This window comes from Acinetobacter sp. WZC-1 (assembly GCF_052544965.1).
Map to the genome: position 1 here is coordinate 1,402,457 of NZ_CP199370.1, position 16,957 is coordinate 1,419,413.

Here is a 16,957-nt window from a genome sequence, read left to right on the forward strand (position 1 = left end):
TCCCTTTTTTTGAATCATCAACAAAAAATTAAAAGGTCTGATATGAATACTCGCCATTTTAGCCAGCTTCCAAAACCATATATGGCTTATCCGAAAGTCATTCAGGGACTGATTTTTAAGAAACCTACCGGTGAAAAAGTCCTGCCGCAGGTGAAATATGTGGTGGATCGCCTGAAAGTGGATCAGAACCATCTCAAGGCCTATAACGAAATTTGTGGGTTTAAAAATAATGGTTATGTGCCTGCCATCTATCTGGCGGTGCTTTCTCAGAGCCTGCAAATGCAGATGATGACTTCGGAAGCATTTCCATTTGCCATGCTGGGATTGGTGCATATCCGCAATGTAGTAAAACAGCGTCGTAAAATTGGTGTGAATGAACAGCTGACCCTATCATCCGAATTTGGTGAGCTGCGGCCGCATGATAAAGGGGTACAATTCGATTTTATTACTGTTGTAAAAGCCGGTGAAGAAGTCGTAATGGAAGGCAGTATGACCTATCTGAGCCGTCAGAAAACTGATGCCACACCTGCTGAAAAAAATAAAAACGAGATAGTTCCAGCTTATGAACTCCGGGAACAGTGGAGTGTGCCGGAAAACATCGGTCGCCGCTATGCGTTGATTTCAGGTGATTTTAACTTAATTCATCTTCATGCAGTCACTGCAAAAGTATTCGGTTTTAAACAGGCAATTGCACATGGTTTATGGAGTAAGGCGCGGGTGTTGGCAGATCTGGATTTGCCGGCTGCCTATGAGGCTGATGTGACGTTTAAACTGCCGATGTTTCTGCCGTCAAAAGTGGAGTTGCTGGTGGCTGAAAATGCCGGAGAAACCGACTTCCTGATCCGCAATGAAAAATCACATAAACCACATGTATCCGGTGTGGTGAAGACCCTGTAAGTGAATGACTCAACGATATTTAAGTCATGACTATTCAGCAGACAATATGAGCCTGAGCGGAAAATGACTGATCGTTTTTCAAATTGCGCATAAAAATGGATGATGGAAAATGAGCCGCCTCAGGGACATTGTTTTTGCAGATACACATCAGTATACGGGATTCGTGGATGAGCGATTTGCTGATCTGGCTGCTCAATTCAGCCGTTTTCAGTATGGACGTCTGGCCTCGGGCGGGGCAGCACTGGCGGTTTATTTTCAGGACCGGCAAGTGGTCAATATCCATACCGGCAAAAAATCAGCGACGGACAACTGGCAGGAAAACACGCTGTCGATCTGTTATTCCACCGGAAAAGGTATATTGGCAACACTGGCACATATTTTAGTCAGTGAAGGTTTGCTGGACTATGATGTCCCTGTTGCCCACTATTGGCCGGAATTTGCCCGTAATGGTAAGCAGGCCATTACTTTACGTCATATTCTGAGCCATCAGAGTGGCTTATATGACATCCGCAATATGATTGAAAATGCAGTAGAAATGTCAGACTGGCCGCATATGCTTCAGGTGATGGAAGGTGCTGTACCACGTTTTGAGCCTGGAGAGGACATTGCTTATCAGGCGCTGAGTTTCGGCTGGCTGGTCGGTGGTGTTATGGAAAAAGCAACCGGGAAAACACTGGCAGCACTCATGCAGAACTGGCTGGTGGAACCACTGGCACTGGATGGCGCCTATTTTGGTGTGCCGACAGATCAGTTGTCACGGGTTGCAGTACCTTTTTCCGGCCTGAAAAAAGCAACAGCCACCACGCAGCGCAGTGGTCAGAAAAAGAAGCTCAGTATGGCTGATCGACTGATTGAAATCACTGGTCAGAATCCTCAGGATTTTGTGGATGCCATGGTGCCGAAAGGCATGAAAAATTTCAGTTTTTTCAGCAATGAAGGCTTGCAGGCGGTTATTCCTGCTGCAAATGGGGCATTTACGGCAGACAGTCTGGCCCGGGTGTATACGCTGCTGGCTAACCGGGGTAACTGGAATGACCGGCAAATGATCCATCCAGATGTGTTTTCGGCTTTAAGCCGGGTGCAGACACTCAGACGTGATCGGGTCATGCCTATTCCAATGCACTGGCGATTGGGTTATCACAGGGTTATCACCCTTGGAAAGCATGTTCAGCAAGGCTTTGGTCATATCGGTTATAATGGTTCCGCTGCATGGTGTGATCCACAGCGTCAATTGAGTTTTGCCTATACGCATAATTTTAATATAGGCTCCATTACCGGGGACTATCGTCTGTGGGGGTTGACTCAGGAAGCACTGCGTTGTGCAGATGCCATTCTGAACGGACGCAAGGGCTGGTTTTAACACGGAGGGCGCAGTGCTGTCCTTTCAGTGTATGACTTTGTGATCTTCCCATAATTATGCTATTTTATCTGCGATATTTAATGGTTGATGATTCATATGAAAAAGCCAGTTTTATTGCCACTCATTGCAAGCGGTTTTTTATTGGGCTGCCAGGAGCAGTCTCATACGGGTCATCATGACACATCAAAAACTGCTGCTGAAAATGCAAAGCAACAACAGACTGCTGCAGCCAGCTGGAGTGGCAGTTATCAGGGTACAACCCCATGTTCAGCCTGTATCACACGCTGTGATGGCTGTCCGGGAACTGCGGTCGACCTGGTGTTAAACCCGGATATGACCTATGAAATGAAATGCGAAAATTTAAGTGACCATGATGATGTGGAAAGCTTTACAGGTCATCTTCGATTTGTGGATGCAGCACAGACCCGGCTGCAACTGATGAATGTTAAGACCCGCAATTTACTTTATCTGGATGCCGATCAGCATCAGATCGAAATTCTTGAAGATAAAACAGCTATGCCTTATCCGGTACGGGAAGATTTTATTCTGGATATGATCTGATTTTCAGGATTATGCGTTCACTCTTCCGTAAAAAAACAGTATGCTAAGACCTGTCATCAGGAGCACCCATGTATCAGGTACTTGCACGTAAATATCGTCCGCGTAACTTTGCCGAGCTGGTTGGTCAGAATCATGTCTCCCGTGCTTTGACCAGCGCCCTGGATCGTGGCCGTTTACATCATGCATATCTGTTTACCGGGACCCGTGGGGTGGGCAAAACCACCATTGCCCGGATTCTGGCAAAATGTTTGAATTGTGAAACAGGCATTACCTCAACACCCTGTGAAGTCTGTCCGACATGTAAGGCGGTGAATGAAGGCCGGTTTATCGATTTAATCGAGATTGACGCTGCTTCACGTACCCGGGTGGAAGACACCCGTGAGTTACTGGACAATGTGCCTTATGCACCGACTCAGGGGCGTTTCAAGGTTTATCTGATTGACGAAGTGCATATGCTGTCAACGCATTCATTCAATGCACTGTTAAAAACCCTGGAAGAACCGCCGGAACACGTTAAATTCCTGTTTGCAACCACAGATCCACAAAAGCTGCCGATTACGGTGATTTCACGGTGTCTGCAATTCAGTCTGCGTCCATTGGCAGTGGATGAAATTACCCATCATTTAAGCCGGATTTTAGATCAGGAACATATCTCTGCCGAGCAGGATGCCATCTGGCAAATTGCTGAATCGGCCCAGGGTTCCCTGCGGGATGCGCTGTCCCTGACGGATCAGGCCATTGCCTATGGCCAGGGCGCGGTGCGTGGGCAGGATGTCAAGGACATGCTGGGGTTGATTGACCGGAGTATTATTTATGATCTGATGCTGGCGATTCATCAGAATTCTGCCGCAAGGGTCAGCCAGTTACTTTTACAATTGCGACAACAGGCACTGGATGTTGCATTGGTGCTGGATCAATTGATTTCAACCCTGCATGAACTGGCGATGTTACAGTACTTACCGGATTTAAGCCTGAAATACAGTGCTGAAATTAATCAGAAAATCATGCAGTTATCCCGGTGTATTTCTGCTCAGGATTTACAGCTGTATTACCAGGTTGCCTGCAAGGGACGGGCAGATTTGCAGCTTGCCGTAACACAGGAACAGGGTTTTGAAATGACTGTACTGCGTCTGCTGGCATTCAGGCCGATACAGGACGGTGAGGTGCCGGTGGCAGTGCAATCTGCTGACACACAACAACAGGTTGCTGCGAGCATATCTGCGGAATTTGAAGATACTGCCAGTGCAAATGACAAACCATCCTCTGAACCAGACCAGGTGATATCAGCCGATTCAGAGCAGGGCGATGCGGATTATCCGCATGATGCTCAACGCGTTGCACAGCCTGTGGAAGGAGCAGCAACACCAGGAATGGACGTGCCGGTACCGATGGAAACTGCGGAATCACAGCAATCCGTGGCTCAGCAGATCATGACTGAAGTGATAGCGCCTGAGCTCAACCATGGTGGATTATTTGAGCCGGTTGCAAAAACTGAGCGTAATGCCGAAGCTGATCATGCCCAGCTGGTTCAGTCTGTTCCAGACAACATTTTATCTGAGTCTGAGCAGCAGGACCGGCAACCGAGGCAGTCACAGCCACAGATGATACAACAGGTTGAGGCAAAGACGCTGGATGCAGCACCGGATTTAACCTTATTTACTGATGAAATGTCTGAGCAGGCGTTGTCAGTATCTGAAAATAAGACCATGACTACAGAGATGGTCGATCTGTTTGCATCTGATCAGGATGTGTTTTTTTTAGCGCCTGAAATGAATGCTGCTGAAGCTGTGACAGACAATGTAGAGCTTCTGACGGCAGCTGTATCAGTTGTGCCGGATGCACATTTACAGGAAGCCCTGACTGCTTCTGTGCAGGATCAGCAAATGATCACTGAGCAGATACAGACACCTCAGCAGATGCTGCAGCTTCAGCAGCAGCAGCTTGACGGTGAATGGACTGTGGATAAATGGGAATACTGGTTCAGAAACAGCCATCTGTCTCCGGCAGTTCATGAACTGGCCCAACAGGGCATTATGACCGGACAGATCAATGCTGAATCCTGTCTGAGGATTCCCCGGCAGTATGAGAAATTACTGGTGCAATGTCAGCTGACACTTGAAGCTGCCTTAAAGCTGCAATGGCCTGAAACCCGATTCAGTGTGAATTATGAGGAAGTGACTGAAACGACGCCTTATATGATGCAGAATCAAAGAAAAAATAATGCCTTTGATCGTGCCGCAGAAATGTTGCAGCAGGAACCGGTGGTTCAGAGTCTGCTGGAGACATTCAGCGCTGAAATTAAAAATATTCAGTTGAAATCATAAAAAACACGATCAGATTCTTATTTGATCGCCTTCATTGAATAGCCGATACCGAAAAGTGACATAAGAGACGGAAGTGATTGTAGACCAGTCTTTGGTAATGTTGACTTTGACCCCGGCGGTGACAACCGGCGCAATGGCATCATCAACATCAATTTTACCCAGTTCCGGTTTCAGCAGACCGCTTGGAATCGGGTTAAAAGTCTGAAGCTCTGTATATTAACGCCCGGATCAGCCTTGACATCATTGAAATGAGCATACATCAGACCGGCATCCAGAGAGAAGCAGGTCTGGCACCCACTATTGGAGTTGAAGCTGTGGTATTTCCTGAAATATCCTGTTTTTACCCTGGGGCATAACATGCACCATCCGGCTGAGACGGCAGAAATTTTACCATCCGATGTTACTGCATGTGCAATATGAACTGAGCACCAGCCTGATTCGGGTTTCATCATAAATTAAACAGGATTGTTTTACAGTACTATGGGATTCACACTGTAAATCCCTTAACATAAAGCATGATCAAAAAACTGATGCCCGGGGGTGGCTTTGTGCTGTCTGCAACACCATATAAAGTATTATGTGTCTGTCTGGGAAATATCTGTCGTTCTCCGACAGCGGAAGTGGTCCTCAGGAATTTCTGTGACAGACAGCAACTGAATGTTCACGTCGATTCGGCCGGTACCAGTAATTATCATCCAGGCAAGGCACCGGACCAGCGCAGTCAGAAACATGCAGCTGCACGGGGCTATGATTTGTCCGGTTTGCGGGCCCGTCAGTTGAAGACACAGGACTTTCTGGAATTTGATCTGATTCTGGCTATGGATTTTGAAAATTATAAGGATATTCAACATCTGCAACAGCAGGCCATGCAGGATGATGTATTCAGTCAGCCGAAAGCCACCCTTGCCATGATGAGTGCGCATGATCTCGTTTTCCCGGCGCAAGCTTTGCCGGATCCCTATTATGGCGGTGCAGATGATTTTGAACGGGTACTGGATCAGTGTGAATCCAGCAGTCAGGCCTGGGTTCGGGTATTACAACAGATTGCCGGTCATCAGACAGATGCTCATTATGGTCGTCAGGCATGATGGAACCAGCGATGCAGATTCAGTCACAGGTTCAGCTCAGACCTTTTAACACGCTGGGGCTGGATGCAGTCGCCGCTTATTATGTTCAGGTTCATTCCGCTGAGGATGTCGTCAGGGCCATCGATTTTGCAGAAACAAAACAACTGAATCTGCTGGTGCTATCCGGTGGCAGTAATCTGCTGTTACCTCCGGAGATTCATGCACTGGTCATGCACATGCATATTCAGTGCATTGAATCTGTGGCAGAAGATGTTGTCAGTCAGACAATCCGGGTCGGTGCAGGGCAGAACTGGCATGATTTTGTATTATGGACCACAACGCAGCAACTTTATGGTTTGCAGAACCTGGCCTTAATTCCAGGCATGGTCGGTGCTTCACCGGTACAGAATATTGGTGCATACGGTGTGGAAGTGGGCGAGTTTATCAGCGCTGTGGACGTGTATGACCGGGTATTGAAGCAGTTCAGCTCAATTACCGCACAGGATTGTCATTTTTCTTATCGCCACAGTATTTTTAAGGATAACCCGGACCGTTATGTCATTACGCATGTCAGCTTCAGGCTATTAAAAACAGCCGATTTAAAAGTCAGTTACGGTGATTTAAAAGCAGCCATGCAGGATGAGCTGACTGCAGAAAACCTGCAGAAACAGGTGATGCTGATCCGTCAGCAAAAATTACCTGATCCGGCACAATTTCCCAATGCAGGCAGTTTTTTTAAGAATCCGGTGATCGCCCTGTCTGTTTTTAAACAACTGGCTGTAAAATTTCCGGATATTCCACATTATCCGCAGAACAATGATCAGGTAAAAATTGCAGCAGGGTGGCTGATTGATCAGGCAGGATGGAAAGGCAAACAGCTGGGGCCGGTGGGAATGTTTGATAAACAGGCGCTGGTACTGGTGAATTATACCGGTGCTACACTGAATGAAGTCAAAGCAACTTATCAGGCTGTACAATATGATGTATATGAAAAATTTAACATACGGCTGGAACCTGAGCCTGTATTATTTAATGACTCAGGTTTAATACAGGTCCATCTGGATTAATTGATCAATATGGCAAAACTGCACTGGATGATCCGACTGACACGAACAATTGCAATTTTGTTTGTTCTGTTGGGCTGCCTGGTGGTTTTACTTTATACGCCATTTTATGCAAATCTTATGGTCAGAATTTTAAATACGATGGTTCCTGTTGAAGTGAATCAGGTCGCAGCAAAAAGCCAGCAAATGGCGGCCCTGACCGAAGAGGAAAACCTTGAACCTGGCTCCAGTTTATGGATTGCACGCCAGGCTTACCTGCAACTGATGGAAGAGCAGCTGGAACAGAATGATGCCCACAGGTTAAATATTCTGCAGATCCGTTATAAAATTTTACTGTCGAAGATTAAAATGCAACAGGAACACGGTCTGCATCAACAGAAAAAGCCCGTTATTCCATCTGTAAGTGAACAGCTTGAGCCTGGCCTGGCCGCTGAACAGCATTCGGTTGATCATTCAGTGCTGGCTTCTGCACCCCATTCAGCGGATGCCAACCCTGAGCTGGCGGATATTAAGGACAGTGAAGATCAGATGCTCATGGACAGTTATCTGAATTTTTTAAAAACCTATAAAGTCAGTGCAGAAACTGCAAGCAAATATGCTGAATCTGATCCGCAATTGTCCAGGGATATTGCTTATATCAATGCCCAGAATCAGGAAAAAAAGAAAACACCTTCACAACCCTATGCCATTGTTGTATTGGGGGGAGGCTTGACACTGGATAAAAATCAGAAAGATATTATTGTGAATAAATATACCCGTCTGCGACTGGAAACCACGCTTGAGATGGAGAAAAAAACCGGACTACCCATTGTGCTGAGTGGTGTTGAAGCCCCCTATATGCAGACCTGGTTGATGAAACACCATGTAGATGCCAGATTACTGGAAAACAGGAGCATGAATACCTGTGAAAATACCCGGTTCAGTTCGTTGTTATTACAAAAAAAGGGCGGAGCACCAACGGTGTTATTGATTACTGACCGTTATCATATGCCAAGAACACGCCGTTTATTTGCCCTGAATGGCATTGAAACCATACCGGTTGAAGCGCCGATGCCGACACAATTGACACAATGGAAACCGGGGCAGCAGAACTATGATCACAGCCGTCGTGCAAACTATGAACTACTGGCCACCATACGGGATATGTATTTCGGTTCCGGTGGCTGTCGGGAGGTGCCATAAATGTCAGGTATTCCATTTTTAACTCCAACCGTATTAAAACAATTTGATCTACCTGTGCCCAGCCGCGAGCTGACGCCTGAGTCGCTGCAGCCGCTGAATTTAAATCAGCCCTATACACCGGCGCGTGAAATACAGGCTTATCGGCGGCTGTATGGTTTTGACCGAATTGAGTGTGAACACTGGCAGGGTTATATCAAGATGCCGATGTTTAAACTGCATGTCCAGGTATTTCAGCCGCCGCTTTCAGATATTAAAGGCACGGTTTGCCTGATCCATGGTTATCTGGAGCACAGCGGTATTTATCAGCCTATCATTAAGGAATTAGTGGAGCAGGGTTTCAGTGTGCTGACGTATGACTTGCCCGGGCATGGTCTGAGTGATGGGCCATCGGCAAACATTCAGGATTTTGACCACTATCAACAGGTTTTACATGCGGTCCATCAATATGTAAAACGGGCGGACCAGTTGCCGCAGCCCTGGCTGGGGATCGGGCAGAGTACCGGTGGCGCTATTTTAATGCACCATTTGCTTGATTTCGCACAGCACCGTAAAAATCCCATTGTGGAGCGGGTATTGTTATTGTCACCGTTGATCCGACCAGCCAAATCTGCCTGGTGGCACAATTCCATTGGTCTGGGTATTATCCGCCGGATTAAACGGGAAGTGCCCCGTCATTTCAGACACAATAATCATAATCCTGAGTTCCTGCGTTTTGTCCGTTTAAAGGACCCACTGCAACCCAGGATGATGGGAATGGACTGGATTCTGGCGATGTCCAAATGGATGCAGGAAATGGAAGAACGGCCGGCTTGCCGTATTCCGGTCTGGATGGCTCAGGGCGCACTCGATCAGACGGTGGACTGGCGTTACAACATTGAATTTATTCGCAGAAAATTCAGATTGCAGACCCTGCTCATGCTGGAGGAAGGTTCGCATCAGCTGATCAATGAGCGGGATGATATCCGTGCCGCATTGACCGGATTGATTCCGGCCTTTCTGCATGCACATTCCAGCGGTTACTATTATTGAACATTCAGCCCTGCTGACATCAATGACTGAATCTGATGATCAGGCATAAAAAATCCAGCTGTATGCATAGATTGCATCAGCTGGATTTTTTATGTTCGGAAAGGGAAGGCTTGTCATGATTATGTGGGTATACACATGACCGTCTCAGCACAGCTGTTCAGAACTTTTCAGCAGAGGCCATATTCCACATTCTGAAATAAAAGTTTTCATCGTCCTTATTTTCACAGCTTAACAGTTCACCTTTTTTCAGCCAGAAATGCAGCTGGGCATAATTTTTAATTTCCCGGTCATTAATCCGCTGCGCCAGGTGGTGTGCCTTAATTTCAGCCGGATGTTTCAATCCGGCAGCAGCTATCATTTCTGCCAGGGCTTTCAGGGTGTTTTTCTGGAAATTGGTGACACGTTCAGATTTTGAAGGGATATCAATGGCTTTCTGACGTTCCTTGTCCTGAGTCGCCACACCGACGGGACACTGATTGGTATGACAGCTCTGAGCCTGAATGCATCCGACTGCAAACATGAAACCACGTGCAGAGTTAATCCAGTCGGCGCCAATGGCCATTGTACTGGCAATATCAAATGCACTGATAATTTTGCCGCTGGCACCGACTTTAATCTGATCACGCAATCCGGCTCCGATCAGCGTGTTATGTACAAACAATAAGCCTTCTCTTAATGGTGTTCCCATATGATCAATCAGTTCAATGGGTGCGGCACCGGTACCCCCTTCAGAACCATCCACCACGATAAAATCCGGGACAATACCGGTCTGTAGTATGGCTTTCACAATACTCATAAATTGCCACGGCTGACCAATACAGAGTTTAAAACCCACCGGTTTCCCCTGAGACAGCTCACGCAGGTGCTGGATGAATTTCATCATTTCAATCGGTGTGCTAAACGCAGAATGCCGGGCAGGTGATACGCAGTCATGATCACGGGAGATACCGCGGATTTCAGCAATTTCCTGGCTGATTTTATCTTTGGGTAAAATACCGCCATGACCGGGTTTTGCCCCCTGAGAGAGTTTGATTTCAATCATTTTGACCTGAGGCAGCACTGCCTGTCTGGCAAATTTTTCATCATCGAACTGACCGTCCAGGCTTCGACATCCAAAATAGCCGCTGCCGAGTTCCCACACCAGATCACCGCCATATTCAAGATGATAGGGACTGATACTGCCCTCACCGGTATCATGGTAGAAATTGCCCATGGATGCACCTTTATTCAGGGCACGAATGGCATTTGCACTCAGGCTGCCAAAGCTCATTGCGGAGATATTCAGAATGGATGCATGATACGGCTGCTGACATTGCGGACTGCCGATCTGAATACGGAATGTTTCAATATCGACAGGCTTACAGGGCTGCATGGAATGCATAAAAAAACGATAATCGTCCTGATAGACGTCAATGATGGAACCAAAAGGCTTATCTGCATTTTGATTTTTGGCCCGCTGGTAGACCAGGCTGCGCTGAGAGCGTGAAAAGGGTAAGGCGTCTTCATCCGACTCAATAAAATACTGGCGGATTTCAGGGCGGATCGCTTCAAATATAAAACGGAAATGTCCAAGGATCGGGTAGTTTCTTAAAATGGCATGTCGGCTTTGTAAAAAATCATATAAACCGAGCAGTGAAAGCAGAATGCAGATCAGCCATAGAATATTGATGGAGTTGTCTGAAAAAAGATAGGAAATATAGTGATTTGAGCTAAAAAAAATCACCCATGTCAAATAAAGGGTAAGTAAAATGGAGGAAAACCAGACGGAATGACGGGAAAAAAAAGTATTGAGTAGCTTGTATCTGATGATCTGAGCAGGACTGGCCATTGATGAGAATTATCCATTTACTTTTAACATGATAAGGTGCCAGGAATACAGCGAAAGCTCAAGTAATAATTTGTTAGACATGAGAATGATTCCACACCGGTTTTATAAATGATTTACCTTTCATTCATTGAATTGGGCATCAGAGTTGTATATGAGTTAAACTGAAGTTCGATTCTTTCACCGTTCATTGAAGTAGGAAGACAAAATGATTGAAAAATACATGGGTCAGCTCATTAATCCTGACATTACTTTTTTAGCAATTTATGTGAGCGCGGTGGTGGTCATTGCCTATATTGGATTGTTTGTTTTATATCTGAACAATAAAAAACTGAAACAGGAAAATGAATCCTTAAAGCAGCATTTACAGGGACATGATCATAACGACTCTCACCATGGTACAGGTTCCACTGCTGCACATTCGTAAGATGCACATAAAATATGTACATTATATGAAAGATCCGGCCTGTGTTTGCAGGTCGGAGATTGGCTGTTGATATTTCGTCTTATTGTTCATCAGGCACAAGCATCAGAATAGAGGTGCTGATTAAGGCTGCAATATCTTCCAGTTGATGTTGTCCGGCCAGATCGGCATTCAGTTGCAGTGTCTGACCATCTGCCAGTTGTTTTAGCCAGGGAACGAATGTTTCACTGATCTCCAGTTTTTCGGCATTGGCCCAGAACTCAGACACATTATCCTGTTCGGTATAAATCAGGCGTGATGCCGGTTCCATTCTGAGTAAATAACCCTGTTCAAGTACTGTTTCCAGTTCCGTGGCAGTGATTTCATCAGCTTCAGGAATGTTATCAGGATAGTTTGGCTCAGTAATGAGCGACATGATGGCATCATCCAGTAAGGCTGAATGTTCCAGCGCATGTAAAAGTTCTGCTTTTAAATAATTGCGTTCAGCGTTCGTGATCTGTCCTACTGAGGTGGGTGCCTGACGCTGAATATCCATCAGCGGATTTCTGAACAATGCATGGCCTGCAAACTGGTCACTGATCCGGTCCATCAGATCGGCAATGCCCGGCATACGAAAACCAAAGGAATAAGTCAGACAGTCATCTTCGGCAATGCCATAATGTGAAAGGCCGGGTGGTACATAAAGCAAATCTCCCGGTGCAAGGACTTCATCGAAATATACGTCCATTTCCGGCAACAGTTTTAAGGGTTGCCCGGCAATAAATGTTGTACTGGCATCGCATTTCTGTCCCAGTTGCCAGCGACGATGGCCATAGCCCTGAACCAGGAAGACATCATAAAAATCGAAATGCTTTCCGACAGAACCGCCCTTTGGAGCATGGGATACCATAATATCGTCACGCCGCCATTGCGGAATAAATGAAAATTTTTCCCATAATTCAGCCAGCTCCAGCGAATAGTGATCCACAGCCTGTACCATGAGGGTCCATTGTTTTGGCAGCTTCTGAAAATCCCCCTTTAACAGGGGGGATGGTTTGACTGACCACATATCTGGGTTTTTATCCTTTTGCCGGATCAGTCGTGCTGTGACATTCTCCTCCAGTGCCAGTGCCATAATATCGGCAGGTTCAAGCAGATCTGCAAGCTCAGGCAGGGCATTGCGGATCAGCAGGGGTTTCTGTTGCCAGTATTCTGAAAGGAATTGCTGTTCGGTGATCGCACCGGGAATATCCGAAAAAAAAGACATAAGTAACCTGGAATATTTATCTGGGAAATGGGTTAAGGCAGTGGAATACCCAACTGACGAAGAATACGGCACAGTTGCATCACCGGCATGCCCATCAGGGTAGTCTGATCAGCACCGATCATCTGTTCAAATAGACTGATGCCCAGTTGCTCACATTTGAAACTGCCGGCACACTGCAGTGGCTGATCCTGGGCAATATAGCGTTTGATTTCGTCCAGTTGCAATGTTCTGAATTTTACCTGATATTGCTCAACCAGGGTGTGTTCAAAGCTGCTGGATTGCTGCTGCACACTCAGTGCAGTACTGAAATAAAGGCTTTGTCCCGAATTGGCCTGTAACTGTGCAATGGCATGTTCTACAGTCAGCGGTTTGCCAATAAAGTCCTGCGGTGCGTGTTCACGCCATGCTACCTGATCCGATCCGATCACAATGGCATTCGGATACTGCCCGGCGATCAGCTGTGCTTTTTCAAAAGCCAGCCGCCTGGCCAGTTCATCGGCATGGATTTCACCGTGTGGTGACTCATCAATATCCGGTGCAATACAGCGGTATTGCAATCCCAGTCGATTCATCAGATCCCTGCGGGTCTGACTGCCGGACGCCAGAATAATTTCAGTGTGTTTGATCATCAGATTGAATATTCCAGTAACACATCCAGCGGGACATAGGCCAGTACTGCCTGATGGCAGGAGCGAATTTTCAGCGGAGGGGCCATATCTGCCTGCAGGGCCTCAACCCAGCGGGTCACACAGATGCACCAGTAATCACCAGGCTTTAAGCCGGGGAAGCCAAGCTCGGGTAAGGGGGTAATTAGGTCATTGCCAGTTTTTTGTGAATAACTCAGGAACTCAGAAGTCATCTGCGCACAGACCGTATGCTGTCCGGCATCTATGGGCGATGTATGACAGAAACCATCACGGAAATAGCCTGTAATGGGGTCATAGCAACAGCTCGCCAATGGTTCACCCAAAACATTTAAGCGATTGATTTGAGGATCTGGATGGATAGACATAATGACAAAATCTTAAAGGGATATGAACCATGATAATCAAAACAGAAGTTTTCTACAGCTTTTCTGCAAAAGAAGCTAACCTTTTTTTGCACAATCATATAGAATTTATGCGATTTTTATATTCATTCAAGTGAGCAATGCATGAATTTTCAGCGTATGACTGACCTCGATTTAACCGGTAAACGTGTGCTTATCCGTGAAGACTTAAACGTTCCTGTTAAAAATGGTGTGATTACAAGTGATGCACGTTTGCGTGCGGCATTACCCACAATTCAGATGGCGCTGAAACAGGGCGCTGCGGTAATGGTGTATTCTCACCTGGGTCGTCCTGTTGAAGGCGAGCCTAAACAGGAACAGTCACTGGCGCCTGTTGCTGCTTATTTAACTGAAGCGCTGGGCCAGCCGGTCAGATTGCTGACCGATTATCTGGACGGTGTGGACGTCTCTGCCGGTCAGGTGGTGCTGCTTGAAAATTGCCGTTTTAATCCGGGTGAAAAAAAGAATAGTCCTGAACTTGCCCGGAAGTATGCGGCACTTTGTGATGTGTTTGTCATGGATGCCTTTGGTACAGCCCACCGTGCAGAAGCCTCAACAGAAGGTGTAGCCCGTTTTGCCGCTGTTGCAGCAGCAGGTCCTTTACTGGCGGCTGAATTGGATGCATTGGGTCGTGCCCTGCAGACGCCGGCAAAGCCGATGGTGGCCATTGTTGCAGGCTCCAAGGTATCAACCAAGCTGGATGTGCTGACTTCGCTTTCAGCCCTCTGTGATCAATTGATTGTCGGTGGCGGTATTGCCAACACTTTCCTGGCGGCAGCGGGCTTTAATGTCGGCAAATCACTTTATGAAGCAGACCTGATTGACACAGCAAAAACCATTGCTGAAAAAGTATCTGTACCCTTACCAACCGATGTTGTCGTCGCTGATGCATCAGAGATTGATTTTGCAGACTTTCTGGGGTCACTGGCAAAAGCTACAGCAGTTATAAAAAATGTCGCGGATGTTGCTGATAACGATATGATTCTGGATGTCGGTCCTGAAACAGCCCGCACATTTGCTGAAATTTTAAAATCTTCCAGTACAATTTTATGGAATGGTCCGGTCGGTGTATTTGAAGTGGATCAGTTTGGTGAAGGCACCAGAACGCTGTCGCTGGCCATTGCTGAATCCGCAGGGTTTTCCATTGCCGGTGGAGGGGATACCCTGGCGGCGATTGATAAATATGCGGTTGCTGATCAGATCGGTTATATCTCTACCGGAGGCGGAGCATTCCTTGAGTTTGTCGAAGGCAAAACCCTGCCCGCTGTTGCGGTATTACTTGAACGTGCCTGATCTTCTGGTTTAATGTTAATCAGCGTGTTAAAAGGCGGATTGATTCCAGTCTTTTAACATGTTGATACTTTTCATATTCATAAAAATGTAATATAACTGCAATAAAGTATTGTGTATTCAGTCACCTGACGATGGAAAATGTAATGAAATTAAAACTAACGCTTGCAGCATTGCTGATGACTTCCCTGGCCCTGACTGCCTGCTCGAAACAGGAAAAAGCACCGGAATCTGAACAGGGTACTGCTTCCTCAGCAACGCCTGCGGATAGTGGACAGGTTTCAGCTGAACAGCAGGCGGCTATTGATGGCATTGATCAACCTGTGATGGATGAAAAGAATACTGACGTGGCCGCAGAAAAAGCCAATGCACCTGCAGATGCTGCAACACCGGCGACAGAAGAAGAAAAAGCAGCACACTGAGTGTGATTTTTTGTTGTGGTTTCATTAAAAGCCCCTGCAAATGCAGGGATTTTTTTTGAAATAAGATGAATACTTACTGAATTGAAATAATTCCCCATGTAGAATATGGGCATTACCTGGGAGGACATTATGGCTCTTATTTCATTGCGCCAGCTCTTGGATCACGCCGGTGAACACAACTACGGCGTACCAGCATTCAACGTAAATAACCTGGAACAGATGCGTGCAATCATGTTGGCCGCAGATGAAACAAATTCACCTGTGATTGTGCAGGCTTCTGCCGGTGCCCGTAAATATGCCGGTGCTCCATTTTTACGTCATCTCATATTGGCTGCAATTGAAGAATGGCCTCATATTCCTGTAGTGATGCATCAGGACCACGGTACAGATCCCGGTGTCTGTCAGCGTTCAATTCAGTTGGGTTTTTCATCGGTAATGATGGATGGTTCGCTGGGTGCAGATGGTAAAACACCGACAACTTATGAATATAATGTGGAAGTCACCCGGGAAACTGTACACATGGCGCATGCCTGTGGTGTGTCAGTAGAGGGTGAAATCGGTTGCCTGGGCAGTCTTGAGACCGGAATGGCCGGTGAAGAAGATGGCGTTGGTGCAGAAGGCGTACTGGATCATTCCCAGCTGTTGACCTCCGTGGAAGAAGCGCGTCAGTTTGTTGCGGATACCAATGTTGATGCACTGGCGATTGCTGTGGGAACCTCACATGGTGCCTACAAATTTACACGCCCACCGACGGGTGATATTCTGGCGATTGATCGGATTAAGGAAATTCATGCGGCTTTGCCCAACACTCATCTGGTGATGCATGGTTCCAGCTCAGTACCTCAGGATTGGCTAGCGGTGATTAACGAATATGGCGGTGATATTAAGGAAACCTATGGTGTGCCTGTTGAACAACTGGTTGAAGCCATTAAACACGGTGTCCGTAAAATCAATATCGATACCGACCTGCGTCTGGCGTCCACAGGCTCCATTCGTCGTTTCCTGGCTGAAAAACCGAGTGAATTTGATCCACGTAAATACTTTGCTGTTTCTGTCGATGCCATGAAGCAGATCTGTATTGACCGTTATACCGCCTTTGGTACTGCGGGCAATGCCGATAAAATTCGTCCGATTTCGCTGGAAAAAATGGTTGATCGTTATAAATAACGCGGCATCATTTATGGTTGCTGAAAGCCCACAGTTTTGTGGGCTTTTTTA

16 protein-coding genes are annotated in these 16,957 nt (G+C 46.6%); 12 read left to right on the forward strand and 4 right to left on the reverse strand.

Annotated elements, in window-relative coordinates; all coding sequences use genetic code 11:
• Positions 1–42 precede the first annotated feature (42 nt).
• The 8 genes from ACT6PV_RS06440 (at position 43) to ACT6PV_RS06475 (ending at position 9,484) form a co-directional block, all read left to right on the forward strand.
• Positions 43–897, forward strand: coding sequence for a MaoC/PaaZ C-terminal domain-containing protein (locus tag ACT6PV_RS06440; protein WP_445115603.1), 855 nt, complete (start codon positions 43–45; stop codon positions 895–897).
• Between the two features lie 109 nt (positions 898–1,006).
• Positions 1,007–2,257 (forward strand): serine hydrolase domain-containing protein, encoded by a 1,251-nt coding sequence (locus ACT6PV_RS06445; RefSeq protein WP_445115604.1) that lies wholly within the window; start codon positions 1,007–1,009, stop codon positions 2,255–2,257.
• A 96-nt stretch (positions 2,258–2,353) separates the two neighbouring features.
• On the forward strand, positions 2,354–2,818 hold the full coding sequence (locus ACT6PV_RS06450; protein ID WP_445115605.1) for a copper resistance protein NlpE N-terminal domain-containing protein: 465 nt from the start codon (positions 2,354–2,356) through the stop codon (positions 2,816–2,818).
• 68 nt (positions 2,819–2,886) lie between these two features.
• The gene (gene dnaX, locus ACT6PV_RS06455) at positions 2,887–5,142 is read left to right on the forward strand and encodes a DNA polymerase III subunit gamma/tau (RefSeq protein WP_445115606.1); all 2,256 of its coding nucleotides are present in this window, start codon (positions 2,887–2,889) and stop codon (positions 5,140–5,142) included.
• A gap of 548 nt (positions 5,143–5,690) precedes the next feature.
• Positions 5,691–6,230, forward strand: coding sequence for a low molecular weight protein-tyrosine-phosphatase (locus ACT6PV_RS06460; protein ID WP_445117046.1), 540 nt, complete (start codon positions 5,691–5,693; stop codon positions 6,228–6,230).
• Positions 6,231–6,241: 11 nt separating this feature from the next.
• The gene (gene murB / locus ACT6PV_RS06465; RefSeq protein WP_445117047.1) at positions 6,242–7,276 is read left to right on the forward strand and encodes a UDP-N-acetylmuramate dehydrogenase; all 1,035 of its coding nucleotides are present in this window, start codon (positions 6,242–6,244) and stop codon (positions 7,274–7,276) included.
• A 9-nt stretch (positions 7,277–7,285) separates the two neighbouring features.
• Complete coding sequence (locus tag ACT6PV_RS06470) at positions 7,286–8,455, forward strand: YdcF family protein (RefSeq protein WP_445115607.1); 1,170 nt, start codon at positions 7,286–7,288, stop codon at positions 8,453–8,455.
• The gene (locus tag ACT6PV_RS06475) at positions 8,456–9,484 is read left to right on the forward strand and encodes an alpha/beta hydrolase (protein WP_445115608.1); all 1,029 of its coding nucleotides are present in this window, start codon (positions 8,456–8,458) and stop codon (positions 9,482–9,484) included.
• 157 nt (positions 9,485–9,641) lie between these two features.
• Here the strand turns inward: ACT6PV_RS06475 and ACT6PV_RS06480 are convergent, their stop codons facing one another.
• The gene (locus tag ACT6PV_RS06480) at positions 9,642–11,312 is read right to left on the reverse strand and encodes an FMN-binding glutamate synthase family protein (protein ID WP_445115609.1); all 1,671 of its coding nucleotides are present in this window, start codon (positions 11,310–11,312) and stop codon (positions 9,642–9,644) included.
• Positions 11,313–11,517: 205 nt separating this feature from the next.
• On the opposite strand from ACT6PV_RS06480, the gene ACT6PV_RS06485 reads away from it, so the two are divergent.
• Positions 11,518–11,736, forward strand: a complete 219-nt coding sequence (locus ACT6PV_RS06485; RefSeq protein WP_445115610.1) for a hypothetical protein — start codon at positions 11,518–11,520, stop codon at positions 11,734–11,736.
• A gap of 79 nt (positions 11,737–11,815) precedes the next feature.
• On the opposite strand, the gene ACT6PV_RS06490 is transcribed toward ACT6PV_RS06485, so the two are convergent.
• The 3 genes from ACT6PV_RS06490 to ACT6PV_RS06500 are packed head-to-tail and all read right to left on the reverse strand — an operon-like array spanning position 11,816 to position 13,991.
• Positions 11,816–12,979 carry a ribosomal protein uL16 3-hydroxylase gene (locus tag ACT6PV_RS06490; RefSeq protein WP_445115611.1) on the reverse strand — a complete coding sequence of 388 codons (1,164 nt, stop codon included), beginning with the start codon at positions 12,977–12,979 and terminating at the stop codon, positions 11,816–11,818.
• A gap of 32 nt (positions 12,980–13,011) precedes the next feature.
• On the reverse strand, positions 13,012–13,608 hold the full coding sequence (locus tag ACT6PV_RS06495) for a Maf family protein (protein ID WP_445115612.1): 597 nt from the start codon (positions 13,606–13,608) through the stop codon (positions 13,012–13,014).
• Positions 13,608–13,991 carry a DUF2237 family protein gene (locus ACT6PV_RS06500; RefSeq protein ID WP_445115613.1) on the reverse strand — a complete coding sequence of 128 codons (384 nt, stop codon included), beginning with the start codon at positions 13,989–13,991 and terminating at the stop codon, positions 13,608–13,610. Before ACT6PV_RS06500 ends, ACT6PV_RS06495 begins: the two co-directional genes overlap by 1 nt.
• Before the next feature lie 141 nt (positions 13,992–14,132).
• Here ACT6PV_RS06500 and ACT6PV_RS06505 point away from each other — a divergent pair, with 141 nt between their 5' ends.
• From ACT6PV_RS06505 to fba, 3 genes are all read left to right on the forward strand, one after another.
• Positions 14,133–15,320, forward strand: a complete 1,188-nt coding sequence (locus tag ACT6PV_RS06505; protein WP_445115614.1) for a phosphoglycerate kinase — start codon at positions 14,133–14,135, stop codon at positions 15,318–15,320.
• A 143-nt stretch (positions 15,321–15,463) separates the two neighbouring features.
• On the forward strand, positions 15,464–15,739 hold the full coding sequence (locus tag ACT6PV_RS06510; protein ID WP_445115615.1) for a hypothetical protein: 276 nt from the start codon (positions 15,464–15,466) through the stop codon (positions 15,737–15,739).
• A 129-nt stretch (positions 15,740–15,868) separates the two neighbouring features.
• Complete coding sequence (fba, locus tag ACT6PV_RS06515; RefSeq protein WP_445115616.1) at positions 15,869–16,906, forward strand: class II fructose-bisphosphate aldolase; 1,038 nt, start codon at positions 15,869–15,871, stop codon at positions 16,904–16,906.
• Positions 16,907–16,957: the final 51 nt, after the last annotated feature.

Bases quoted from the DNA above. Each gene is read 5' to 3' on its own strand.
- ACT6PV_RS06440 (WP_445115603.1), top strand. From the start codon at position 43: ATGAATACTCGCCATTTTAGCCAGCTTCCAAAACCATATATGGCTTAT.
- ACT6PV_RS06445 (WP_445115604.1), top strand. From the start codon at position 1,007: ATGAGCCGCCTCAGGGACATTGTTTTTGCAGATACACATCAGTATACG.
- ACT6PV_RS06450 (WP_445115605.1), top strand. From the start codon at position 2,354: ATGAAAAAGCCAGTTTTATTGCCACTCATTGCAAGCGGTTTTTTATTG.
- dnaX (WP_445115606.1), top strand. From the start codon at position 2,887: ATGTATCAGGTACTTGCACGTAAATATCGTCCGCGTAACTTTGCCGAG.
- murB (WP_445117047.1), top strand. From the start codon at position 6,242: ATGCAGATTCAGTCACAGGTTCAGCTCAGACCTTTTAACACGCTGGGG.
- ACT6PV_RS06470 (WP_445115607.1), top strand. From the start codon at position 7,286: ATGGCAAAACTGCACTGGATGATCCGACTGACACGAACAATTGCAATT.
- ACT6PV_RS06475 (WP_445115608.1), top strand. From the start codon at position 8,456: ATGTCAGGTATTCCATTTTTAACTCCAACCGTATTAAAACAATTTGAT.
- ACT6PV_RS06480 (WP_445115609.1), bottom strand. From the start codon at position 11,312: ATGGCCAGTCCTGCTCAGATCATCAGATACAAGCTACTCAATACTTTT.
- ACT6PV_RS06485 (WP_445115610.1), top strand. From the start codon at position 11,518: ATGATTGAAAAATACATGGGTCAGCTCATTAATCCTGACATTACTTTT.
- ACT6PV_RS06490 (WP_445115611.1), bottom strand. From the start codon at position 12,979: ATGTCTTTTTTTTCGGATATTCCCGGTGCGATCACCGAACAGCAATTC.
- ACT6PV_RS06495 (WP_445115612.1), bottom strand. From the start codon at position 13,608: ATGATCAAACACACTGAAATTATTCTGGCGTCCGGCAGTCAGACCCGC.
- ACT6PV_RS06500 (WP_445115613.1), bottom strand. From the start codon at position 13,991: ATGTCTATCCATCCAGATCCTCAAATCAATCGCTTAAATGTTTTGGGT.
- ACT6PV_RS06505 (WP_445115614.1), top strand. From the start codon at position 14,133: ATGAATTTTCAGCGTATGACTGACCTCGATTTAACCGGTAAACGTGTG.
- ACT6PV_RS06510 (WP_445115615.1), top strand. From the start codon at position 15,464: ATGAAATTAAAACTAACGCTTGCAGCATTGCTGATGACTTCCCTGGCC.
- fba (WP_445115616.1), top strand. From the start codon at position 15,869: ATGGCTCTTATTTCATTGCGCCAGCTCTTGGATCACGCCGGTGAACAC.